Raw genomic sequence first — 21202 nt, 5'->3', positions numbered from 1 at the left:
CCGCGCGCACTATGACAACCACTCGTTTTGCTCCTTCACCCACAGGCCATTTGCATGTCGGCAATATCCGCACTGCGCTCCACAACTGGATGCTCGCAAAGAAGGCGGACGGACGCTTTCTCCTGCGTATTGACGACACTGATGCGGAGCGCAGCAAGGAAGAATATGTCCATGCGATCCGCGAGGATTTGAGCTGGCTGGGCATCACGCCAGACGCTGAGGAGCGCCAGTCGCAGCGGCTTGCGTTGTATGATGCGGCGTTTGAAAAACTGAAAGCCGCAGGGCGAGTCTATCCCGCTTATGAAACTGCGCAGGAACTCGAGCTCAAACGCAAGGTCCTGCTCGGGCGCGGGCTTCCGCCGATTTATGATCGCGGGGCGTTGCAGCTGGCCGATGAAGAACGTGCGGCGAAAGAAGCGGAAGGCGTCCAGCCGCACTGGCGCTTCAAGCTTGACCATGACGCGCCGATTACATGGGAAGACGGTGTGCGGGGCGCGCAGAAATTCGATCCGGCACAGCTTTCCGATCCGGTGATCCGTCGCGCTGACGGCAGCTGGCTCTATATGCTGCCGAGCGCGGTCGATGATATAGAGATGGGCGTGACAAGCGTGCTGCGCGGTGAAGACCATGTCTCCAACACCGCAGTCCAGATCCAGATGTTCGAAGCGCTGGGCAGCGCGCCGCCCAGTTTTGCGCATGAAGCTCTGCTGGTTGGGCGCGAAGGTAAGCTCTCCAAGCGCTTGGGCTCACTCGGCTGCGATGCTTTCCGGGATAAAGGCGTTGAGCCAGAAGCGATTATCGCGCTGCTTGCGCGGCTTGGAACCTCGCTTCCCGTTGAGCCGATAGCAGACATCCACGCTCTGCTTGAGACCTTCGACCTTTCAACCTTCGGCCGTGCGCCTGCAAAGTTTGACGATGCGGAGTTGGAGCGCGTGAACACCGCGATTGTCCATCAAACAGAATTTACCGATGTTGCTGGCCGCTTACCTGAGGGTATGGACGAAGCAGGCTGGCATGCCGTTCGGCCGAATATCTCGACCATTGGCGAAGTGAGCGAATGGTGGCGACTGGTCACTGGCCCAATCGAGCAACCTGCATTTGAGCATGAAGACCGCGCTTATCTGAGCGAAGCTGCGTCAACGCTCGTATGGAGCGATGATCCGTGGGGCGCGCTGACCTCCGCTTTGAAAGAGAGCACTGGTCGCAAAGGTAAGCAGCTGTTCCTGCCGCTGCGCCAGGCGCTTACGGGCATGAATCACGGTCCCGACATGGGCGAGCTGCTTCCGCTGATTGGCGAAGACGAGGCTCGCAAGCGGCTGGAAAAAGCGGCGGCTTCATGAAATGAAAAGCCAGTTCCGAACGAAACTCGACGAGCATTTGGCTGGGCTTCCGTGGGCAGAGGGCTTCGATCACCATACGCACCATCTGCCGGACGAGCTATGCTTGGATGTACAGTCATTCGAAGACTACACGGAACTCTTGTCATTCCTTGCAGACAATACAGAGCGAGCTTTGCACTTCGAGATCGGTCCCGATGTGGAAGCGACACAATACATAAAAAGGCTGGCTAAATATCTCTCAGATCCGGAGATTAGCGATTATCTTGGCGGATTAGGGGAAGTATCATCGCCTTGGAGCCTACTCGCATATGCCACGATTATCGCACTCGGTAACTGAACAATCTCAAACCGGAGCCTCGCTTTAACCAGCGCGAAACCACGTTCGCAAACCATTTGCTCGCCATGCTCGTAACAGGTCTGGCAAGCCTAATGCGTTACTTCACAGCAAGCACGGTTCGACCACTCTCGCACCTGCAGTAAGCGTGAACGATTCAGGAGCGAAGAGAATGGAGCGCAGAAAAGACGACCGGTTCACCGCAGCCTACGATGCTGAAGTGCGCTATCATTCCGGTCGCAAACTGCAATTGCCGGTGCTCGATATCAGCCTTGGTGGCTGCATGGTCGATGCGCGAGCATGGTCGATCCGCCCCGGCGAGACGATTTCGATCAAGCTTCCCGGTCTCAATTATCAGCCTGCTGAAGTTGTCTGGAATGAGGACGAGCGCGCAGGGATCGCGTTTGAAGAACCGCTCTACGAGCCGACGCTGGAGCATTTGAGCCGTCTGGCTGCTTAAGCGGCCCTAGCCTCACTTAATCCTCATACTCGTCGAGATAGCTGCGCCACACGCTGAGCGCTTGTTTGTCATCGCCGTCAGCGTTTTGAAGCCCTGTGTGAACCCAAGCCTTGGCTATTTCGTCCAGCGGCGAAGGCAGTTTGGGGATCATCGGGTCGAAATCGACAGCCACCCAATTGACGACAAACGGAAAGTCCTTCTCTGCGGCGTGATCGAGAAGGCCGCCAACAAACGCGGCCTGCCCGCGCTCATTCGCCGGAAGCCTGATCCCGAATATTCTGACTGGCTTGGACATTGCGCCTGATTCCGCGATCGCAATCGGCTTGCCGAAGCTTTCTGCAACATCAAAATAGTCCGCTGTCATGGGGTTCGGGTGCAAATCGCCAAATCGATAAGTGCTAAGCGCCATCAGATCGCTATGCCGCATGAGCTCGCGAACCGCCGGGGCTTGCTTAGCGAGGTTCGGCTTCGCTTCGTCTTCAATCCCGCGCAGGTGCTCGTACTGCACGCTCGTGAACACCGGAAGATCAGGGTATTTCCGCTTGATGCCGCGATAGACATGGGCGTTCAAAGCGAGATACTCCTGCCATTTTTCAGGCGATTTCGAGATCATGATGTTCGCTTCGATCCCGATTGCGAAGAAATCCGGATCGAAGACTTCCACTACGCGCTCAGCATAATTGAGATAGGCCTTCTTGACCGATGCATCATCCAGTGAGCGCGATGCCCAGCGTCGCGGCAAGGTCTGGTTTTCGCCTTTATTGGTCCACGCGGATGCGAGATTATCGCGGTCAAAATTGAGCGGCGTGATCGCGACCAGAGTCTTGAAGCCATTGGGTGTGCGGGTTTGGCGGTTCTGCCAATCATTACGCAAATGCTGCGGGAACGGATCGCCCGTAAGTGCTTCATCCCACGGGATTCCACCATCGAAGTGGTGCGCGATGAGATTGCCATTCTGGCTTAGAAATTCGTAGGCTCGATCCACTCCGTCTGCCGTGAGATCAGCGGGCCAGGGGGTGAAACCCATGGCGGTTTGATGCGTGTCAGGCGCTGCGACCGGGAGCGGCTGGGACGGTCTGTCATCTTCATCGCAAGCGGTGAGCGCCAGAGCAGCGAGTGCTGCCACGCATAGCTGACTGATTTTCCGCACGGTGCGCCTCCATCAAGCACGTGAGATGCAGCAAACAGCGCTTCATCACCTGAAGGGGCGCTTAACTTTTGTGTCGCTCCAGTTCATCTCCGGTGAGCGTAACGACGTGCAGCAGGTTAGTGGCGCCAGGCGTTCCGAAAGGGACACCGGCCAGCGCGATCAGCTTGCTGCCGGCTTTGCCCATGCCATGCCTGAGCGCCATGCGCTTGCCTTTGGCGATCATCTCCTCAAAGCTGCCAATGTCCTTGGTGGCGACGGCATGCGCGCCCCACAGCAGCGCTACCCGCCGCGCAGTGCGCATGCTGGGCGTCAATACCAGCATAGGCGTGTCCGGCCGCTCGCGTGCGACACGTCGCGCGGTTGAGCCCGACGAGGTGAAAACGGTGATCGCGCTGATCGGGACTGTGTCAGCGATGGTCATGCACGCATGGGCAAGCGCGTCGGAAGTTGTCGCATCCGGCGGCGTATCGAGAAACCGCACCCGCGCGCGATAGCCTTCGTCACGCTCCACCTGGCTTGCGATCTTGTCCATCATGGTGACCGATTCTTCCGGCCAGTCACCCGCCGCGCTCTCGGCCGAGAGCATGACCGCATCCGCGCCGTCATAGACCGCATTGGCGACGTCAGAGACCTCTGCTCGCGTCGGTGTCGGGCTTTCGATCATGCTTTCGAGCATTTGCGTAGCGACGATCACCGGCTTGCCCGCAGTGCGCGCGGCATTGACGATCTTCTTCTGGAGCGGCGGCACTTCTTGCGGTTCCAGTTCCACGCCCAGATCACCGCGCGCGACCATGATGCCGTCGGCTGCTTCCATGATCTCGTCCAAGCGGCGCACTGCCATGGGCTTTTCGATCTTCGCGCACAGCGCGCCGTACCCGCCCATCAGCTTGCGCGCTTCAGCCAAATCTTCCGGTCGCTGCACAAAGCTGAGGCCGATCCAGTCCACGCCCTGCTGAACCGCAAAAGCAAGATCCTTGCGGTCTTTTTCTGTGAGCGCAGGGATGGGGACTTCAGCATCGGGCACATTCACGCCCTTACGATCGGAGATAACGCCGCCAACCTCGGCTGAGCACAATATGCTGTCGGCTTCAGCCTTGATAACTTTCAGCTTGATCTTGCCGTCATTGATCAGCAGCCGCTGGCCTTTTTCCAGCAGGCCGAACAGTTCGGGATGCGGCAATTGCACGCGCGTCTCGTCGCCGGGCTCAGAATTTTGATCGAGCGTGAAATGGCCCGAATGGCGGATCACCGCCTGCCCGTTCTTGAACGTGCCCACGCGCAGCTTGGGGCCTTGCAGGTCAGCGAGAATAGCGATGGGCCGGTGAAATTCTTTCTCCAGCGCGCGGATCGCCAGAATCGTTTTGGCGTGCACGTCGTGCTCGCCATGGCTCATATTGACGCGGAACGCATCCGCGCCCGCCTTGAAGAGCCGCCGCAGCATATCGGGCGAGGAGCTCGCCGGGCCAACGGTCGCAAGAATCTTGACCTTGCGGCCACGCGGATCGAACTTGAGATCCCCGGAATGGTTCAAAGCGGGCTTTGTCATGGAATTGTGCTATGGCAGCTCTTTGTGGCAACTCAAGGAATTGTATCAATGGATACGAATGCGCCAAGCCCTCAATTCGATGCGGCGGATGCTCTCGACAGTCTTGATGATGCAGTGGCTGCTGCGGCCTTCCGCCGGCTCGCGCGGCATTTGCAGCATCGCCACGATGCGCAGAACATCGAATTGATGGGGCTGGCGGGCTTTTGCCGTAATTGCCTGGCGGACTGGATTCGGGATGCAGGCTTTGACGGAGACAAGGCCGCCGCACGCGAAATCATCCACGGCATGCCGATGGAAGAATGGAAAGCGACCCGCCAAAGCGAAGCCACCGCAGAGCAGATCGAAGCTATGCAAGCGAGCGTTGCGAAAAACCAACAGGAATAATTCGCTGTCTGGGTTCAATCGGAGCTTTCAGCTGGCTATCGAGAGCTCAACTGATTCACATATAATCTTTGGAGACACACAGATGGCTGAAGCCACCGATGACCGCCTGCGCCTGTTGATCGAGCGCATTGAGCGCCTGGAAGAAGAGAAGAAAGGCATCGCCGACGACATTCGCGATGTTTATGCCGAGGCGAAAGCGGTCGGGTATGACACCAAGATCATGCGCCAGATCGTCCGCCTGCGTAAGATGAAGCCCGACGACCGCGCGGAAATGGAAACCGTGCTGGAAACCTACAAGGCAGCGCTTGGGCTGGGGTGACCGGCGATTGGAGGGGTCATGCGCGAAGTCCTTGTTCGTAGGGCGGATGCAAGAGCCGACGCACTTCGCTGCGCCGCGATTTATCGTCCCTTCGTCGAGGAAAGCTGGACCAGTTTCGAATTAGACGCACCAGACGAGCTCGAGATGCAGCAGCGCATTACGGATTGCAGCGCAAGTCATGCCTGGTACGTAGCGGAGACTGCGGGGGAGGTCGCGGGCTATGCCTATGGCAGCCAGCATCGCACCCGGCCCGCCTATGCATCCTCCTGCGATGTCGCGATCTATGTCGACCCGCAATATGCCCGCCGGGGCATTGGCAGGAAGCTCTACGCGGCACTGCTGGCAGACCTGTCAGGCAGATATCACAGCGCGTTTGCGGGAATCGCGCTGCCGAATGACGCGAGCATCGGCTTGCACGAAGCGATGGGTTTCACTTCGATCGGGGTATACCGCGAAGTCGGATGGAAATTGGGCGGATGGCGGGACGTTTGCTGGTGGCAGAAGCTGCTGTGATCGCTCCGCGCGTAGCTTTGAAACAGCCTTGAATTTTTCTCATTCTGTATTATGTTGATAATACAGCAAATTGAGGAGCACACATGGCCAGTCCCTGGAAAGATGCGCGCGGTATTATCGTAACCACAACACCCACGATCGAAGGGCGTCCGATCCAGGAATATCTCGGTATTGTGACGGGCGAGGTGATCGTTGGCGCAAACCTGTTTCGTGATCTGTTTGCCAATATCCGCGACATCGTGGGCGGCCGCTCGGGCAGCTACGAACGTATTCTTGCTGATGCACGCGAGCAGGCGATATCAGAGCTTCAAGCCGAATGCGCCGCACGCGGTGGAAACGCTGTCGTCGGGATCGATCTCGACTATGAAGTGATCGGTGACACCGGCTCCATGCTGATGGTCTCTGCGAGCGGCACCGCAGTCAAAATCTAGCAGTCTCAGCCGACGCTTTTCCCGATCGCAAAAACGCCGAGAAAGGTAGCGTTATGAAGTGCGTGCAGCAGGATCGCTGCCCATAATCCGTAGCGCACTCGAGCAAAACCGAACAAGGCTCCAGCAATCACTTGTGGCAGCACGAGCGGTAACATGGTGAGGCCAGTGCCTTCTTCGTAATTCGAAAGATGCACCGCGCCGAAGCCAAGCGTGATCACCCAGAAAATGCCGGGAAACGCCCAGTTGAACCAGCCGAAGGGCCCGCGATTGCGCCCGGCATGATTGATCGCTCCGATCAACCCGACCAGCGCGAACAGACCTGCTGCGCCCATGATGATCCCGTTGCTGCCGGCATCCCTCATGAACGGGATAGTGAGCACAGCGCCGGCGGCCAGAAGTCCGGAGAGGATATGCCCCGGCCTGCCTGACAGCCAGCTGCGGAATGCGATTTCTTCCAATAGCGGTGCGCCCAGCACGATGATTGCGACCCAGTAAAGCGTAAGCTCCAGATCGTTCAGCGAGTTGGCGGGCATCTCGAAACCCATTGCCATCGCGATCAGGAGCGCCCCAATGAGTGCTCCCATCAAAGCCAGATCGAGCGCGTAAAGCCGAAGAACCGCGACCAGGGCTTCCACGCTAAAGCCGGTTGCTTTGTTGGGGAGGGATGGGTGCCGGATAAAGCCGCCAAAATTCCGCCATTCGCCTGTGATCGAACTTGCATGCGCAAGGCTTGTGGTAGTGCTGGTCATGCGGCTATTGGGCTTCGCACATCAGGTAGAAGATTCACAAAGAGTTCCCCAAGGACACACCATGGCAGGCCATTCCAAATTCAAGAACATCATGCACCGCAAGGGTGCACAGGACAAGAAGCGCTCCAACCTCTTTTCCAAGCTTAGCCGCGAGATTACCGTGGCGGCCAAGATGGGGACGCCCGATCCCGACATGAACCCGCGTCTGCGGCTTGCGGTCAATACCGCCAAAGCGCAGTCCATGCCGAAGGACAACATCCAGCGCGCAATCGACAAGGCGAACGCAGCGGATGGCGAGAATTACGAAGAGGTCCGCTACGAAGGCTATGGCCCGGGCGGCAGCGCGATCATTGTCGAAGCGCTGACGGATAACCGTAACCGCACGGCTACGGCTGTGCGCACAGCGTTTTCCAAGAATGGCGGCAATCTCGGCACAGAAGGCTCGGTCGCGCATGGTTTCGAGCGCGTGGGCTATATCGAATATGGCATCGAAGCGGGAGATGAAGAGACTGTGCTGGAAGCCGCACTTGAAGCAGGCGCAGAAGACATCCAGTCATCCGATGAAACCCATGAGATCTGGACCGCTGCGGAAGACCTTCATGAAGTCGCAAGCAGCCTGGAGAAGGCTTTGGGTGAAGCGAAAGAAGTCAAGCTCGCCTGGAAGCCCAACATCACTGTTGAGATGGACGAGAAAGGCGCGAGCACGCTCTTGAAGCTGATCGATGTCCTGGACGACGATGACGATGTGCAAACCGTTTGGGGGAATTACGAGATCTCCGACGAAGTGATGTCTAAGCTCGACGCGTGAAGCCTTACGAATGGGCACTTGCGTTGGTTCTTGGCCTCGCATTCCTGATCGCAACTGCGTGGCGATTGGGCTGGCGAATTGGACTTTAGACGATGCCCATTATCCTCGGCCTTGACCCTTCGCTCAGTTGCACCGGCTGGGGCGTGATCCGCAGCGAAGGCTCGAAGCTCAGCCATATCGCGAATGGGCAGGTCAAGACCGATGCGAAAGCGCCGATGGCAGAGCGGTTGCACCACTTGCACGATGCCATCCGCGCAATTGTCGAGACGCATCAGCCAGATCGCGCGGCGGCAGAGGAAATCTTCGTCAACAAAAACCCGCAATCAACGCTGAAGCTTGCACAAGCGCGCGGGGTTGTGCTTGCAGCCTGCGCAGCTGGTGGCCTTCACGTAAACGAGCACGCGGCGCGGCTGGTCAAGAAGTCCGTTGTCGGAACAGGCGGCGCAGACAAGAGCCAAGTCCAGGCGATGCTCAAGATCTTGCTGCCCAGCGCGCAATTCACTGGGGCAGATGCGGCAGATGCGCTCGCTGTTGCGATTGCTGACGCGCATCTGAGCTGAAGCGCTCCCGTCGATTCCGTCCAATCAAGCCGCCCTAGGGCGTGTTGTAAGCTAACGCATGCGTCGCAGGCATGTTGGGTCGCCTAACATGGGGAGACGACACCTTGAAAAAGCTTGGACTAACAATCGTAGCCGGCGCATTGGCGTTGGCGAGTGGAACCGCGCATGCGCAAAGCTTCACTTACGAAGTTACTTGGGAACCGGTTGAATCGTATGGGGGGCTGATGGGCCCTGACGGAATGCAATATCGCGGGGGCTCGGTCGACGGAACATACGTGACCACCTTTGCAGACGGCTCAACATCGACCGGCACCATGAAGTGCGCGGGCACAGGCCAACCCGATGGCGGCATCTTCGCTATTCATATCGCCTGCACGGCCACAGCATCGGACGGCGGGACGGCGCAGATCGCCTATGGCTGTAATTATGTGGGCGAGCCCGGCCCTGAAACGCCGCTAGGCTGCGTTGCTGGCATCCAGGGCAAGGATGACGAAGGCGCCTATGTAAACGGTAGCGCGACGATGTATTGGTACAGCGACACCAGTGCGACAGGCACCGGGCAATGGTACACAAACTGACGCGCCAGCCTAACTCCGCGTGACAAAAGAGCGGTCGTCGGTCATGGATCGGCGACCGTTTTTTGATCCAGCTTGCGGAGTTTTCAGTGATCCATTTCTACGGCATCCCCAATTGCGACACCGTCAAGAAGGCGCGGACGTGGCTCGCTGAGCAGGGCCGCGATTACACCTTTCACGATTACAAAAAGGAAGGCGCTGATCCGGCAAAACTCAGCGCGTGGGCGGATGAGGTCGGTTGGGAAGTGCTTTTGAACAAGCGCGGCACAACGTTTCGCAAGCTGGCTGACGAAGACAAAGCCGACATTGATCAGGCGAAAGCGGTGCGATTGATGAGCGAAAATCCAAGCATGATCAAACGCCCTGTCGTCGAACACTCAGGCGGATTGCTGGTCGGGTTCAAATCCGAGGAATGGGGCGCGGCGCTCGGATGACCGTGGCTTTATTCAGCGCATATCCATGCAACTTGGGCTCAACCGCCCCAGCCGCCATCTTCCAGCGTGTTGCGACCGCTCATCTGTCCGGCAGAGCTGTCCGCCGCGCCGGAAATCATCGCACTGATCGTCGCCATATCGTAACCCGCAAGCCATAGGCCGAACACAGCGACAACGGTCAACAGGAGAAGCTTCTTGATCATAGCTGCGCATTTTACCCGAGGCTGGGCCAATAAAGGGTTAAGCCTGTTTTTGGCCGGATTCCTTACAATTGTAGGCTGTGTGACGCCCGTTTCAGTGTTGGCAGCAACAGGAGACGACATGCTGGTTATCGCGCATCGCGGCGCAAGTGCAGAGCGGCCGGAACACACGCTTGCGGCCTATGAACGCGCGATCGATCAGGGCGCGGACTATATCGAACCCGATCTGGTGGTGACGAAAGATCTGGTGCTGATCTCCCGCCATGAGAACGAGCTGTCGGATACGACAGACGTTGCAAATCGCGAGGAGTTTGAAAGCCGCCGGCGCGAGAAAACGATTGATGGGCAGCGCGTTGCAGGCTGGTTCGCTGAAGACTTTACACTGGAGGAAATCCGCACTCTGCGTGCAAAGGAACGCCTGCCTGCCGTGCGGCCTGCCAACACGCGCTTCAATGGGCTTTATCAGGTTCCGACCTTTGCCGATGTCGTGAAACTGGTGCGCGCAAAGGAAGCCGAGACAGGCCGCAAAATCGGCCTCTATCCCGAGCTCAAGCACCCAACCTTCATGCTGGAGGAAGCCGGCATCGACATGGTCGATCTCGTACTGAAAGAACTGCGCGAGCAAGGCCTGGAAGCCAGCGACAAAGTTATTCTGCAAAGCTTCGAGATCGGCGCATTGCAGCGCTTGAATCAGCGCAGCGACTTCAAACTGGTGCAGCTGGTGAAACCCGAAGGCGGCCCCGCTGACGAGCCATCGATCCGCTATGACGAGATGACTTCGCCATCAGGCTTGGCGGATATCGCGACTTATGCCGATGGGCTGGGCGCGCATTTCTCGAAAATCCTTAACACCGACGGCTCGCCTACTGCGCTGGTCGCGGATGCTAAAGCCGAGGGGCTGGTGGTCCACGCCTGGACGTTGCGGCCGGAAAATGCCTTCCTGCCAGAACCTTTGCGTGCAATCGGCGGCGATGCAGCGCATGGCAATGCCATGGCACTGATCGACATGCTCGAAGCGGCTGGCGTTGACGGCATCTTCCACGATGCGCCCGCACTGGGTGTGAAAGCGCGCGCGGACTGAGCCTGCGAACTTAGTTCATCACAGGTTCGGGTTCGGCTTCCACAGGTCGTCCTCCGACCCGCAGTAGCAGAATGAACACGACCGCAGCTGCATACAGTGCAGCAGTCGTCCCCAGCACCATCGCCAGCTCGTCTGCGCCGCCAAGCCATGCAAAGATCGTCGCGCCTAGCGAGACCGGCAGATTGGAAAGCGAATTGTAGATCGTGAACTGCGTTGCCGCGACACGCTCATCCGACAGTTGCATACGTAGCGGGTTGGACGTGATGCTGGAAAGTGTGACCAATAGCGAATAGACGCAGGCCAGCGCGATGAAGCCAATTGGTGTCACCCAAAGGCCCTGTGCGACCAGGATATAGATCGCCGCCGCGCCTAGCAGTAGTTCGACACCCGCATAAGAGAACTTCGGACCAAAACGGATCGTAAGGAAGCTGCCTACTCCGATCGCTACGATCGCCATCGCAAGATCGACGGTCGAGATCATGCCGGAATAGCTCGCAGTATCGTAACCTGCATAATTCACGGCCAGAATGGGAACAAGGGGAATGAGCATGCCCCCTGCCGTCCGTCCAAGGCTGGAAGCGGTGATAAGGACGAGGCTGTCGCGCTTCAGCAGCGACAAGACAGTCACTTTGAAGATGGGCCACCATGCCCCGACATTGCGCTGAAGGTTGACCGGATGCGCTTCGCCATCGTTCCACGGGAAACGCTTTTCACCCGGCCGCTCTTTGATCAGGCATGCATAGGCGGTGATAATGAGAATGACCGGAATGAAGGCGAGGAAGGTCGCTTGGCTCCCATAATATTGCAGCCCGAAACCGGATGCAGCCCCAGCTACAGCACGCGCCACAGTCTGGCCGCCAAACATGAAAGAGCTGGCTGTGCCTTGGTCCTTCTCTGGAAGGATGTCGACGGCAAGGCCGTCTACAGCCACGTCCTGTGATGCCGCGCCTCCCATGATGAGAAATGTCGCCACCAGGATTGTATCGATATCATCGACACCAGGCGCGAGCACCGCTGCAATGACGAACCCTGCGATCATGAGGCCTTGCGAGAAGATCAGCCAAGCGCGCCGTCGTCCCATCGCAAGATAAGCATAGCGGTCAAAGATCGCAGCCGGGATCCATTTGAAGCTCCACGGCAAGTAAGCCATCGCAACAACCGCCGCGACGTCAGCATCCGGCGCTCCATTCGCAGCCAGCCATGCAGGCAAGGCGATAACGGTTATCCCAACCGGCAGACCCTGGCCAAAATAGAGGAAGAAAAACGAAAACAGCCTGACGATCTTGTTCTCAGACAGAATAAGACCGCGCTCCGCGCCAGCTTGCGTCAATTGAATTCCCCCATGTGGTCAGTCCCTCAAAGCACGCACGTTAGTGCGATTGGCCCTGAATGCCACCTGAAATGGGAGAGAAGCTTACAATTGTCGCGTTTCGACAATGTAGTTCAATGAAAGGTCATTGCTCAAATGCATGCCTTTGCCCGGACGCCAGGTGATGCCGCGAGGGGTTCCCATGGCGAGGCCTGCTTCAGCCAGCAGGTCTTGCAGCTCATCCGGCGTCACAAAGTCATTCCAGTCATGCGTGCCGCGCGGGACATAGCCAACTGCTTCAGCCGCGCCGACCAGCAGCGTGCGGCTTGCAACGGTACGATTGGGTGTCGAAAGCACCATCAAACCGCCCGGCGCTAGACGGGCTGCGAGATCGCGCAGGAAGGCCGGTTTGTCTGCGACATGCTCGATCACTTCAAGACATGTGACGAGATCAAACTGTCCGATATCGAGGCTGGCGAGCTCGCCAGTCATGTAACGGATGTCGAGCCCTGCTGCATCGGCATGCGCGCTTGCAACGCCCACATTCTCGGATGAAGCATCAACGCCGGTGACCTGCGCGCCTAGCCGGGAGAGCGGCTCGCACACCAGGCCTGCACCGCATCCGACATCAAGCGCCGTCTTGCCGTCCAACGGTTTCGCTGAACGAATATCGCCGCCCCAATGCGTGTCGATTGCTTCCCTTATGAAGCGCAGACGCACAGGGTTCACCTGGTGGAGCGACGCCATCGGCCCTTTGGGATTCCACCACTCACGCGCAAGCGACGAAAAGTGAGCGGCTTCCTCTGGCCGGATAGTTACATTTGAGACATTTGCCTTATCCATAATGCATCCCTAACAGCGCGCAGGCGACGAAACCAGCAGGAGCGAGCACGAAATTGGCCCGCATCGTTATGAAATTTGGCGGTACCTCCATGGCGGGGACGGAACGCATCCGGCGTGTGGCGCAGATTGTGCGCAAACAGCAGGCTGCGGGTCATGAAGTCGCAGTGGTTGTTTCAGCCATGGCAGGCGAAACTGATCGCTTGGTCAATTTCTGCCGCGAAGCCAATGCGCTGTATGATCCGGCAGAGTATGATGTGGTAGTGGCCAGCGGTGAACAAGTCACCAGCGGCTTGCTGGCGCTGACCTTGCAGTCACTCGGATGCAAGGCGCGCAGCTGGCTTGGATGGCAATTGCCGGTGAAGACAGTTGAAGCGCACTCGAAAGCGCGCGTTGAAACCATTGACTCGCCAGAGCTTCTGGAAAGCCTCGCGCGCGGAGAGATCGCAGTTATCCCGGGCTTCCAAGGCGTGAGCGAAGACGGGCGGATTACCACCATGGGCCGCGGCGGTTCTGATACCTCTGCTGTAGCGGTCGCAGCGGCGATCAAGGCGGATCGTTGCGACATCTACACCGATGTGGACGGGGTCTACACGACCGACCCGCGCATCGTTGCGAAAGCGAAAAAGCAGAAAGCCGTCACTTACGAGGAAATGCTGGAGCTAGCCTCGGTCGGTGCAAAGGTCTTGCAAACCCGCTCTGTCGGCCTCGCCATGAAAGAGGGCGTGCGCTTGCAAGTGCTTTCCAGCTTCCTTGGCGATGACGCCATCCCTGCAGATGAACTGCCCGGCACGATGATCGTATCGGATGAAGAAATGAATGCTTTAGTGGAGAACGGCGATATGGAACGCCAGCTTGTAACCGGCATTGCGCACGACAAAAACGAAGCGAAGATCATCCTCACGCGGGTGCCGGACAAGCCGGGCGCGGTGGCGCATATCTTCGAACCGCTCGCTGATGCTTCGATAAATGTAGACATGATCATTCAGAACGTTGGCCGCGACAAAGGCGAGACCGATGTGACTTTCACAGTGCCGCAAGCTGACCTCGCACGCGCGCAAGCACTGCTTGAAGACAAACGCGAAGATATCGGCTTCAACCGGATAATCACGGACAGCAAGATCGCGAAGATCAGTGTCGTGGGCGTAGGAATGAAGAGCCATGCCGGCGTTGCAAGCAATATGTTCCGCGCGCTGTCCGATCGCGGGATCAATATCCAGGCGATCTCGACTTCGGAAATCAAGGTCAGCGTGCTGATTGATGAAGACGAGACCGAGTTGGCAGTGCGAGTGCTGCACACTGCTTATGGGCTCGATGCGAAAGAGGAAGCTGCCTGACCGGGCGGCGGCCTGACCGGGCGACTTAGCTGGTCGCGCTGGCGATCAGTTCGAGCACTTGCTCGTTGCTGGGGCGCTGGCGGTAGTCTTCGCTGACGAATTTTGCCTTTAGCGTACCGTCCGGCGCAATCACCAGCACGCTAGCGCGCGGCACGCCTTCAGCCATATGGCCTTCGCCATATTGCGGATCGCGTAGGCCCACAGCGTCGATAAAGCGGCTCTCTGTATCACTGAGGAGCGCGTAGGGTATCTCTTGCTCGGTAGCGAAATCTGCCAGCAGCTCCGGCTCATCATAGGACAGGCCGACCAGACGATAGCCTTGCGAAGCGATGTCTTCCGCAATCGCCGCGTGGTCCTTTAGCTGCGCGACGCAAAACGGGCACCAGTCAGCCGAGCGAACCATGACAAGGACTGTACCATTCTCGCCTGCTACATCGCTGATGGAAGCGACATTTCCGTTTTCATTACGCAGTTCCATATCGACCGGCACACGTTCGCCCAGCGTCTCGCCCGCTTGCATGTTCGTTGGCGGGAACAGCGCTGGCCCCAAGAACCATGCGGCTGCGACTAACAACAGCACTAGAATCGCGCCAACACCCAAACCCAGCTTCTTCAGCATTATTCTCTCCGAATTCGCTATATGTGCTGCCTAGCCTTCCGGCAGCATCCCAGCAATCCGGTTCGTAAGCCGCTCCGCTAAGGTTACATCTGCGGTCATTTGATAGCGTTCTCTTGCAGAATTCGCGGGTTTTCGGGATGAGTTGAGCCGGAAACTAACCAATCCTTAACTTCGCTATCCGAACCTTCAGTTCAGCAGCAGCGCCCCCTCTGCTGCAGGGCTGAGAAGGAATGCAGCGATGCCGGCTAAAGGTCATCTTGAGAATCGTGGTCCGATGGACGCACGCGGTGCCGAGCGCCGCGAACTGCAATTGGAGGCGCGTGGAAAGCTGGAAAGCGGCGTTCAAGCCAATCTCAGCGTGCACAATATCTCGACTTCGGGAATGCTGATCGAAACTGCCGAGGAACTGCGCGTTGGCGAACAACTGCTGGTGCATTTGCCTGAAGCCGGCGAAGTGAGTGCTGAGGTCGTTTGGTCCAGCGACCGTCTGTTCGGCTGCAAATTTGCGCAAGCCATTTCCGCTGGATCATTGGCAGCCTCGCAATTGCGCGGTGATCCGCTGGCTCCACTCGGTCTTGGCGCCACGCAATCGAAGCTAGGCGGCGTTGCGTTCGGCAAGCGGCTGGAGCAACTGCGTAAAGCGCGCAGCATGACTTTGTCCGATGTGGCTGAACGCCTCGGGGTTTCGAAGCCCACCGTATGGGCGTGGGAAAAAGGCAAGGCAAAGCCGATTGAGGATCGTTTCCCGGCCCTGGCGCGCGTCCTCGGTATCGAGCAGGACGAACTGCTGGGCATGGCCAGCCCGAGCGGCGGTCAGGAAGCCTTGGAAGAAGCGCGTGCAATGATCGCAGATGCGTTTGGAGTTACATCCGACAAGATCCGCGTGATGATCGAACTATAGGTCTGCGACCTTCATTGAGCATCACCTAACCGTTACTCAAAAACCACAATTACAGGTGCCTACCTAGGGGCAATCCCTAGGTAGAAGCGGTGACACGTGCTGATATTATGGTAAACGGAATCAGTAGCCGATTCGAAAGTTAGTCAAGTAATATTACGCAACTAACGCAGTTTACTGGTTCCTAAGTCGGATAAAACAAAAACAACGCTTAGGTCGCCAAATTGTTTAGTTTACTTTTATTCTAGGCTGTCTTGGACTTGGCAAAGGGGTAACGCGTCAACGCCGGGGGCAAATCGGCCATGACTACTGGATTGGATGTGCAGGACGGGGGAGTCTTGTACGGAATATTAGCGGATCTTGGGGGTGACATCGTCATCAAGAGTGACCGCTTTGGATTTATCGAGCAGGCCTCTCATGGCTTGAGTGAAGCGGGTTTCGACCTGTCTCAGCAACTCATTGCACCACATCTGGCAGACCTGACGGACGCCTTGCATGCGGGTCTCGTGCGCGAGACCTATGAGCTCGCTATGCAAACAGGTGAAGCACCGCAAGCTATCGAGATACCTTTGTGTGCAGAAGGCCTAGAGCCGCAGTGGTATGCGCTCACCCTGCGGCCGCTTCCCGCTCATGCGGAAAAAGAAGGTGGCCCGGTTGGAGCTATCGCAGTGATGCGGTGCGTGGAACAAGAGCGTGCTTTGCAATCGCGCCTGTTCGCAAGCGCCAAAACCGACCCACTTACAGGCATTGCCAATCGCCATGCCTTTTTCGCTAACGTCAACCGATTGATGCTCATGGGGCAAAGCGGGGCAGTCGCTCTATTTGAGATTGACCGTTTCCGCGCGATTGGATTGCGCTTTGGCCAGCAAGCGAGCGACAGCGTGATCGAAGCCTTTGCCGGATTCCTTGCCAATATGCTCGATGAGACTCACATCCTTGCGCGGATTGAAGACAACCGGTTCGCAGTCATGCTTCCCGGTGTGGATCAGCGCGAAGCGATTGATTGTGCAAGCGAGATCGTTTCGACCTTCGCAGAGATCTCCCGCGATGCAGAGCTCGAAGAGATGCGCCTCACTGCGAGCGCGTCCGTTTGCCAGCTTGGCGAATGCCTGGATGAAACCCTGATGCGCGGCGAAGTCGCCCTAACGCTGGCGCGATCCGCAGGCGGATTCCGTGTCGAATGCGGCGATGCAATCCGCGATAGCTGGCGGTCACGCAAGACCGCGTAACGCAGCACGATCATCGAGACGCTCTTGCTCTGCCTGGCGCAGCGCACTAACGCGATTTTCTATGACTGCGTATCCCAAAACGGCTGCCTTGATGCAGCGCGGCGCTGAGTTTCTCGGCTGTGACCATGCTATACTGTGCGGTGCAATGAGCTGGGTGTCCGAGCGCAACCTCGTCTCGGCTATCTCCAATGCTGGCGGGTTTGGCGTGATCGCTTGCGGAGCGATGACGCCGGAGTTGCTCGATACCGAAATCGCTGAAACAAAGGCGCGCACAGACAAGCCCTTTGGCGTGAATCTCATCACCATGCACCCGCAGCTGTTCGATTTGATCGGCGTTTGCGGCAAACATGGTATTAGCCATGTCGTGCTCGCAGGCGGCATTCCGCCCAAGGGCAGCGTGGAAGCGATTAAGAAATTCGGCGCGAAAGTCATTGTGTTCGCACCCACGCTTGCGCTTGCGAAGAAGCTGCTGCGCTCTGGCGGCGATGCGCTCGTTATCGAAGGCATGGAAGCTGGCGGTCATATCGGACCCGTCTCAACCAGCGTACTCGCGCAGGAATTCTTGCCTGAATTGGCGGAGGATCATGTCGTGTTCGTTGCTGGCGGGATTGGCCGCGGCGAAGCGATTGCAGGCTATCTCGAAATGGGCGCGAGTGGGGTCCAGCTGGGCACACGCTTTGCCTGCGCTAGCGAAAGCATTGCGCATCCCGACTTCAAAAAAGCCTTCTTCCGCGCGAAGGCCCGCGATGCGGAAACCAGTGTGCAAGTCGATCCGCGATTGCCGGTGATTCCAGTCCGCGCCTTGAAGAACAAAGGCACGGAAGAATTCACTCGCAAGCAGATTGAAGTTGCCGGCATGCTCGACCGCGATGAAGTCGATATGGGCGAAGCGCAGCTCCAGATCGAGCATTTCTGGGCAGGCGCATTGCGCCGCGCAGTGATTGATGGTGATGTCGAAGGCGGCTCTCTCATGGCGGGGCAGTCGGTTGGCATGGTCAAGGAAGAAGAGCCGGTCGCGGATATCATTGCGACTCTGATGGCAGAGAGCGAAGCGGCGCTCACCAAGCGCTGATGCCTGATCCGCTGATCCTTACGCTGTCATGTCCTGACAGGCCGGGCATTACCGCGCGCGTGACGAGCTTCCTGTACGAGAACGGCGGCAATGTGCTCGAAGCGCAGCAGTTCAATGACCGGGACACTGACCGCTTCTTTATGCGGGTGGAATTCGACGCGGATGCCGCATCTCGGCAGGTATTGCGGACACGCTTTGGCAGTCTCGCCAACGAATTCGCCATGGATTTCAAGCTCGCTTCACGTGACCGGCCGCGCCGTGTCATCCTGATGGTGAGCAAGTTCGATCATTGCCTTGCGGATCTTCTCTATCGCTGGCGAATTGGCGAATTGCCGATGGAGCCGGTGGCGGTCATTTCCAACCATCCGTGCGAGACTTACGCGCATCTGGATTTCGCTGGCATTCCTTTCCATCACTTACCGGTCACGAAAGAGACCAAGCCCGATCAAGAAGCGCAGGTTCGCGCCATTGCAGAGGAAACCCGAGCAGAGCTTGTCGTGCTCGCGCGCTACATGCAGATCCTGTCAGACGAGCAGGCAGCCTATTTCGCGGGGCGCTGTATCAACATTCATCACAGTTTCCTGCCCGGTTTCAAAGGCGCCAAGCCCTATCATCAGGCGCATGCGCGCGGGGTGAAAATGATCGGTGCAACCGCGCATTATGTGACGACTGATCTGGATGAAGGACCGATCATCCACCAGGATGTCGAGCCGATCACTCACGCCGATTTGCCGGAGGAGCTGGTGCGCAAGGGACGCGATATCGAGCGCCGCGTGCTCGCTGAAGCGGTACGCTTGCATCTGGAAGAGCGCGTTCTGCTGAACGGCGCGCGTACGGTTGTGTTCAGGGGTTAGTCCCCGAGGCTGAGCCCGCTAATTCACTCCGCCAGCCTTATCCTCATTCGCGCGGTGGATGACGTAAGCTCGCACCGCGTCCATTTCCTCTTCGGAAAGCGAATTCGCAAAGCTCACCATGCCCTGGTCCTTGAGGATCCCTTCATTGACCACGGCGAGCCATGTTCGCTTGTCGCCGAGCGTGGCTGAGCGGCGCAGGTCAGGCAGCACGGTTGATCCGACGGCGCCCGGGCCATGGCATACTGCGCAATAGCGCGCGTATTTTTCACCGCCGAGCTTGATTGTGTCCGCGCTCGCGCGGCTGGCTGGTGGATCAAGCGGCAAGGCGGCCAGTTCCGGCATGTCGGGCAGCGCGCCATCAGCGCCCAGCTTGAACACCAACAATCGGCTGATGTTCTGGACCGGGGCCTGGCTGTTCACGAGGTCGCCATCGGCGGTGATCGCATAGGCGCCGCCCCAACCGGCGAGGACCGCGACATATTGTTCGCCATCGACAGTGTATGTGACTGGCGGGGCAACGATGCCTGTCTGGGCCGGGAAGGTCCACAGCTTGTCACCGGAGGCCGCATCATAGGCGCTGAACTCGCTGCCGGAATTGCCTTGGAAAACGAGACCTCCGCCGGTTGCGAGCAAGCCGCCATTCCACGGGCCGGGATGTTCAACAGTCCAGCGCGCTTCCTGCGCTACGGGATCCCATGCGATAAGCTTGCCTTTGACCGTCTCGTAGACCTGGCGGCGGAAGCCCATGTCAGCCGGCAAATCGCCTGCACCAAGGTTGAAGCCGACATTGAAGCCACGCGCACGGTCCGGCTTCCAGTCCGCTTCCGGCTCATAGATCATCGCTGCTTCGAAGGCAGGAATGTACACCAAGTTCTCGCTCGGATGGTAAGCCATCGGGTGCCAGTTATGCCCGCCAAGCGGGCCGGGCAGGACAATCGCAGGCTTGCCTGTCTGATCGATCCGCGTTTCCGGGTTCTCGATCGGACGGCCGTTCTCATCGATACCCTCCGCCCAATTGACGCCGACATAAGGCTCAGCAGAGATCAGTTCGCCGGTCGCGCGGTCAATCACATAGAAAAACCCGTTCTTCGGCGCTTGCATCAGCACCCGGCGCGTCTCGCCATCGACTTCCATGTCAGCGAGCACGATGTGCTGGGTTGCAGTGTAGTCCCAAGTCTCGCCCGGCGTTGTCTGATAGTGCCAGACATATTCGCCGGTATCGGGCTTCACCGCAACAATGCTGGAGAGATAAAGGTTATCGCCTTCGCCTTTGCCGTCTTCGCCAGGCGAGCGGTAGGCGCGGTTCCAGGGCGATCCGTTACCGACCCCGAAATAGAGCAAATCAAGCTCAGGGTCGTAAGCCATGGAGTCCCACACGGTGCCGCCGCCGCCGATCGCATCGGAGCTTGCCAGCACCTCGGTGTTCCAGGTTTCCGCCGCTGCTTGGAGATATTCCGGAGAGCTATCGTCCTCGGTTCCTTCCGGCACGGTGTAGAAGCGCCAAAGCTCGTCCCCGTCAGCCGCGTCATACGCTGCGATATAGCCGCGAACGCCGAACTCGGCCCCGCCATTGCCGATGATGACTTTGCCATCGATCACGCGCGGCGCACCGGTGATTGTGTAGCTTTGGTCTTGGTCGACCGTGACCTTTTCCCATTGGACTGCGCCGGTGTCGCGGTCGAGCGCGACCAATCGGCCATCAAGCGTGCCAAGGAACAGGCTGTCGCCCCATGTCGCAAGACCGCGATTGACGACATCGCAGCACGCCTTGACTGCAGTCTCTCCCGGTACTTCAGGGTCATATTCCCACAAGGGTTCGCCAGTCGCCGCATCGAAGGCCTTCACCTTGCTCCATGCGGTCGTGAGGTAGAGCTTGCCATCCATCACCAGCGGCGTTGCTTCCTGACCGCGCGCTGTGTCCATGTCCGCAAACCAGGCAAGGCCAAGCTCGCCGACATTGCTCGCGTTGACTTTATCGAGCGGGCTGAAGCGCTGCTCTGAATAAGTCCGCCCATGGGTGATCCAGTTCGCGTCATCCCCGCCCGCTGCAAGCAAGCGCCCAGATGTGATCGCGTTTTCCGACGCTTGTTCGCCGCATGCGCTAACAGCAAGTGCTGCAGCCAGCACCCATCCCATGTTCTTCATGGTCTCTTATCTCCC

Annotated in this window: 25 protein-coding genes; 17 read left to right on the top strand and 8 right to left on the bottom strand. The window is 58.2% G+C overall.

Features of this window, described 5'->3' with window-relative positions; genetic code table 11:
* The first annotated feature begins 11 nt into the window (after window positions 1-11).
* From gltX to HUO12_RS09040, 3 genes are all read left to right on the top strand, one after another.
* Window positions 12-1340 carry a glutamate--tRNA ligase gene (gene gltX / locus HUO12_RS09050; RefSeq protein ID WP_176273244.1) on the top strand — a complete coding sequence of 443 codons (1329 nt, stop codon included), beginning with the start codon at window positions 12-14 and terminating at the stop codon, window positions 1338-1340.
* Between the two features lies 1 nt (window position 1341).
* The gene (locus HUO12_RS09045; protein ID WP_176273243.1) at window positions 1342-1677 is read left to right on the top strand and encodes a hypothetical protein; all 336 of its coding nucleotides are present in this window, start codon (window positions 1342-1344) and stop codon (window positions 1675-1677) included.
* Window positions 1678-1846: 169 nt separating this feature from the next.
* Window positions 1847-2134 carry a PilZ domain-containing protein gene (locus HUO12_RS09040; protein ID WP_176273242.1) on the top strand — a complete coding sequence of 96 codons (288 nt, stop codon included), beginning with the start codon at window positions 1847-1849 and terminating at the stop codon, window positions 2132-2134.
* Window positions 2135-2150: 16 nt separating this feature from the next.
* On the opposite strand, the gene HUO12_RS09035 is transcribed toward HUO12_RS09040, so the two are convergent.
* Window positions 2151-3284, bottom strand: a complete 1134-nt coding sequence (locus HUO12_RS09035; protein ID WP_176273241.1) for a glycosyl hydrolase 53 family protein — start codon at window positions 3282-3284, stop codon at window positions 2151-2153.
* 61 nt (window positions 3285-3345) lie between these two features.
* Window positions 3346-4830: a pyruvate kinase gene (gene pyk / locus HUO12_RS09030; protein WP_176273240.1), complete on the bottom strand. Its 1485-nt coding sequence runs from the start codon at window positions 4828-4830 to the stop codon at window positions 3346-3348.
* A 48-nt stretch (window positions 4831-4878) separates the two neighbouring features.
* On the opposite strand from pyk, the gene HUO12_RS09025 reads away from it, so the two are divergent.
* The 4 genes from HUO12_RS09025 to HUO12_RS09010 all read left to right on the top strand — a co-directional run bounded on the left by HUO12_RS09025 (window position 4879) and on the right by HUO12_RS09010 (window position 6477).
* Window positions 4879-5214, top strand: coding sequence for a DUF1244 domain-containing protein (locus HUO12_RS09025; RefSeq protein WP_176273239.1), 336 nt, complete (start codon window positions 4879-4881; stop codon window positions 5212-5214).
* 82 nt (window positions 5215-5296) lie between these two features.
* A complete protein-coding gene (locus HUO12_RS09020; RefSeq protein WP_067601806.1) occupies window positions 5297-5533 on the top strand; it encodes a DUF2312 domain-containing protein in 237 nt (78 codons plus the stop codon).
* Window positions 5534-5551: 18 nt separating this feature from the next.
* On the top strand, window positions 5552-6046 hold the full coding sequence (locus HUO12_RS09015; RefSeq protein ID WP_176273238.1) for a GNAT family N-acetyltransferase: 495 nt from the start codon (window positions 5552-5554) through the stop codon (window positions 6044-6046).
* Between the two features lie 113 nt (window positions 6047-6159).
* Complete coding sequence (locus HUO12_RS09010; RefSeq protein WP_332310428.1) at window positions 6160-6477, top strand: heavy metal-binding domain-containing protein; 318 nt, start codon at window positions 6160-6162, stop codon at window positions 6475-6477.
* A gap of 5 nt (window positions 6478-6482) precedes the next feature.
* Here the strand turns inward: HUO12_RS09010 and HUO12_RS09005 are convergent, their stop codons facing one another.
* On the bottom strand, window positions 6483-7226 hold the full coding sequence (locus HUO12_RS09005; protein ID WP_176273236.1) for a CPBP family glutamic-type intramembrane protease: 744 nt from the start codon (window positions 7224-7226) through the stop codon (window positions 6483-6485).
* Window positions 7227-7287: 61 nt separating this feature from the next.
* Here HUO12_RS09005 and HUO12_RS09000 point away from each other — a divergent pair, with 61 nt between their 5' ends.
* From HUO12_RS09000 to HUO12_RS08985, 4 genes are all read left to right on the top strand, one after another.
* Entirely contained in the window at window positions 7288-8034 is a 747-nt protein-coding gene (locus HUO12_RS09000; protein WP_176273235.1) for a YebC/PmpR family DNA-binding transcriptional regulator, read from the top strand.
* A gap of 92 nt (window positions 8035-8126) precedes the next feature.
* A complete protein-coding gene (gene ruvC / locus HUO12_RS08995; protein ID WP_176273234.1) occupies window positions 8127-8594 on the top strand; it encodes a crossover junction endodeoxyribonuclease RuvC in 468 nt (155 codons plus the stop codon).
* 104 nt (window positions 8595-8698) lie between these two features.
* Window positions 8699-9172 (top strand): hypothetical protein, encoded by a 474-nt coding sequence (locus tag HUO12_RS08990; RefSeq protein ID WP_176273233.1) that lies wholly within the window; start codon window positions 8699-8701, stop codon window positions 9170-9172.
* 86 nt (window positions 9173-9258) lie between these two features.
* The gene (locus tag HUO12_RS08985; RefSeq protein ID WP_176273232.1) at window positions 9259-9603 is read left to right on the top strand and encodes an ArsC family reductase; all 345 of its coding nucleotides are present in this window, start codon (window positions 9259-9261) and stop codon (window positions 9601-9603) included.
* 38 nt (window positions 9604-9641) lie between these two features.
* Here HUO12_RS08985 and HUO12_RS08980 read toward each other — a convergent pair whose 3' ends face one another.
* Entirely contained in the window at window positions 9642-9806 is a 165-nt protein-coding gene (locus HUO12_RS08980) for a hypothetical protein (RefSeq protein ID WP_176273231.1), read from the bottom strand.
* A 97-nt stretch (window positions 9807-9903) separates the two neighbouring features.
* On the opposite strand from HUO12_RS08980, the gene HUO12_RS08975 reads away from it, so the two are divergent.
* Window positions 9904-10884, top strand: coding sequence for a glycerophosphodiester phosphodiesterase family protein (locus HUO12_RS08975; protein ID WP_408609457.1), 981 nt, complete (start codon window positions 9904-9906; stop codon window positions 10882-10884).
* 10 nt (window positions 10885-10894) lie between these two features.
* Here the strand turns inward: HUO12_RS08975 and HUO12_RS08970 are convergent, their stop codons facing one another.
* A complete protein-coding gene (locus HUO12_RS08970; RefSeq protein ID WP_176273230.1) occupies window positions 10895-12214 on the bottom strand; it encodes an MFS transporter in 1320 nt (439 codons plus the stop codon).
* A gap of 84 nt (window positions 12215-12298) precedes the next feature.
* Window positions 12299-13036 (bottom strand): bifunctional 2-polyprenyl-6-hydroxyphenol methylase/3-demethylubiquinol 3-O-methyltransferase UbiG, encoded by a 738-nt coding sequence (gene ubiG / locus HUO12_RS08965; protein ID WP_176273229.1) that lies wholly within the window; start codon window positions 13034-13036, stop codon window positions 12299-12301.
* A 53-nt stretch (window positions 13037-13089) separates the two neighbouring features.
* Between ubiG and HUO12_RS08960 the strand changes: the two genes are divergently transcribed.
* Window positions 13090-14370, top strand: a complete 1281-nt coding sequence (locus HUO12_RS08960; protein WP_232367355.1) for an aspartate kinase — start codon at window positions 13090-13092, stop codon at window positions 14368-14370.
* A 25-nt stretch (window positions 14371-14395) separates the two neighbouring features.
* Here HUO12_RS08960 and HUO12_RS08955 read toward each other — a convergent pair whose 3' ends face one another.
* Complete coding sequence (locus HUO12_RS08955; RefSeq protein ID WP_176273228.1) at window positions 14396-14989, bottom strand: peroxiredoxin family protein; 594 nt, start codon at window positions 14987-14989, stop codon at window positions 14396-14398.
* A gap of 238 nt (window positions 14990-15227) precedes the next feature.
* Here HUO12_RS08955 and HUO12_RS08950 point away from each other — a divergent pair, with 238 nt between their 5' ends.
* From HUO12_RS08950 to purU, 4 genes are all read left to right on the top strand, one after another.
* On the top strand, window positions 15228-15890 hold the full coding sequence (locus HUO12_RS08950) for a helix-turn-helix domain-containing protein (protein ID WP_176273227.1): 663 nt from the start codon (window positions 15228-15230) through the stop codon (window positions 15888-15890).
* A gap of 299 nt (window positions 15891-16189) precedes the next feature.
* The gene (locus HUO12_RS08945) at window positions 16190-17116 is read left to right on the top strand and encodes a GGDEF domain-containing protein (protein WP_176273226.1); all 927 of its coding nucleotides are present in this window, start codon (window positions 16190-16192) and stop codon (window positions 17114-17116) included.
* A 61-nt stretch (window positions 17117-17177) separates the two neighbouring features.
* Window positions 17178-18188 (top strand): NAD(P)H-dependent flavin oxidoreductase, encoded by a 1011-nt coding sequence (locus HUO12_RS08940; protein ID WP_176273225.1) that lies wholly within the window; start codon window positions 17178-17180, stop codon window positions 18186-18188.
* The gene (gene purU / locus HUO12_RS08935) at window positions 18188-19042 is read left to right on the top strand and encodes a formyltetrahydrofolate deformylase (protein ID WP_176273224.1); all 855 of its coding nucleotides are present in this window, start codon (window positions 18188-18190) and stop codon (window positions 19040-19042) included. The genes HUO12_RS08940 and purU overlap by 1 nt, the downstream gene beginning before the upstream one ends.
* 18 nt (window positions 19043-19060) lie before the next feature.
* Here the strand turns inward: purU and HUO12_RS08930 are convergent, their stop codons facing one another.
* Window positions 19061-21187 (bottom strand): PQQ-dependent dehydrogenase, methanol/ethanol family, encoded by a 2127-nt coding sequence (locus HUO12_RS08930; protein WP_408609456.1) that lies wholly within the window; start codon window positions 21185-21187, stop codon window positions 19061-19063.
* Window positions 21188-21202 lie beyond the last annotated feature (15 nt).

It is taken from the genome of Altererythrobacter lutimaris, from assembly GCF_013371495.1.
Lineage (GTDB): Bacteria > Pseudomonadota > Alphaproteobacteria > Sphingomonadales > Sphingomonadaceae > Erythrobacter > Erythrobacter lutimaris_A.
Note: the sequence above shows the minus strand (reverse complement) of the source record. Positions and strands in the feature narration are given on the sequence as shown.

Coding starts and splice junctions, on each gene's coding strand:
- purU (WP_176273224.1), top strand. CDS start 18,188: ATGCCTGATCCGCTGATCCTTACGCTGTCATGTCCTGACAGGCCGGGC.
- HUO12_RS08940 (WP_176273225.1), top strand. CDS start 17,178: ATGACTGCGTATCCCAAAACGGCTGCCTTGATGCAGCGCGGCGCTGAG.
- ubiG (WP_176273229.1), bottom strand. CDS start 13,036: ATGGATAAGGCAAATGTCTCAAATGTAACTATCCGGCCAGAGGAAGCC.
- HUO12_RS09045 (WP_176273243.1), top strand. CDS start 1,342: ATGAAAAGCCAGTTCCGAACGAAACTCGACGAGCATTTGGCTGGGCTT.
- HUO12_RS09005 (WP_176273236.1), bottom strand. CDS start 7,226: ATGACCAGCACTACCACAAGCCTTGCGCATGCAAGTTCGATCACAGGC.
- HUO12_RS09015 (WP_176273238.1), top strand. CDS start 5,552: ATGCGCGAAGTCCTTGTTCGTAGGGCGGATGCAAGAGCCGACGCACTT.
- HUO12_RS09020 (WP_067601806.1), top strand. CDS start 5,297: ATGGCTGAAGCCACCGATGACCGCCTGCGCCTGTTGATCGAGCGCATT.
- HUO12_RS08945 (WP_176273226.1), top strand. CDS start 16,190: ATGACTACTGGATTGGATGTGCAGGACGGGGGAGTCTTGTACGGAATA.
- HUO12_RS09025 (WP_176273239.1), top strand. CDS start 4,879: ATGGATACGAATGCGCCAAGCCCTCAATTCGATGCGGCGGATGCTCTC.
- gltX (WP_176273244.1), top strand. CDS start 12: ATGACAACCACTCGTTTTGCTCCTTCACCCACAGGCCATTTGCATGTC.
- HUO12_RS08950 (WP_176273227.1), top strand. CDS start 15,228: ATGCCGGCTAAAGGTCATCTTGAGAATCGTGGTCCGATGGACGCACGC.
- HUO12_RS08930 (WP_408609456.1), bottom strand. CDS start 21,187: ATGAAGAACATGGGATGGGTGCTGGCTGCAGCACTTGCTGTTAGCGCA.
- HUO12_RS08955 (WP_176273228.1), bottom strand. CDS start 14,989: ATGCTGAAGAAGCTGGGTTTGGGTGTTGGCGCGATTCTAGTGCTGTTG.
- HUO12_RS09040 (WP_176273242.1), top strand. CDS start 1,847: ATGGAGCGCAGAAAAGACGACCGGTTCACCGCAGCCTACGATGCTGAA.
- pyk (WP_176273240.1), bottom strand. CDS start 4,830: ATGACAAAGCCCGCTTTGAACCATTCCGGGGATCTCAAGTTCGATCCG.
- ruvC (WP_176273234.1), top strand. CDS start 8,127: ATGCCCATTATCCTCGGCCTTGACCCTTCGCTCAGTTGCACCGGCTGG.
- HUO12_RS08980 (WP_176273231.1), bottom strand. CDS start 9,806: ATGATCAAGAAGCTTCTCCTGTTGACCGTTGTCGCTGTGTTCGGCCTA.
- HUO12_RS09000 (WP_176273235.1), top strand. CDS start 7,288: ATGGCAGGCCATTCCAAATTCAAGAACATCATGCACCGCAAGGGTGCA.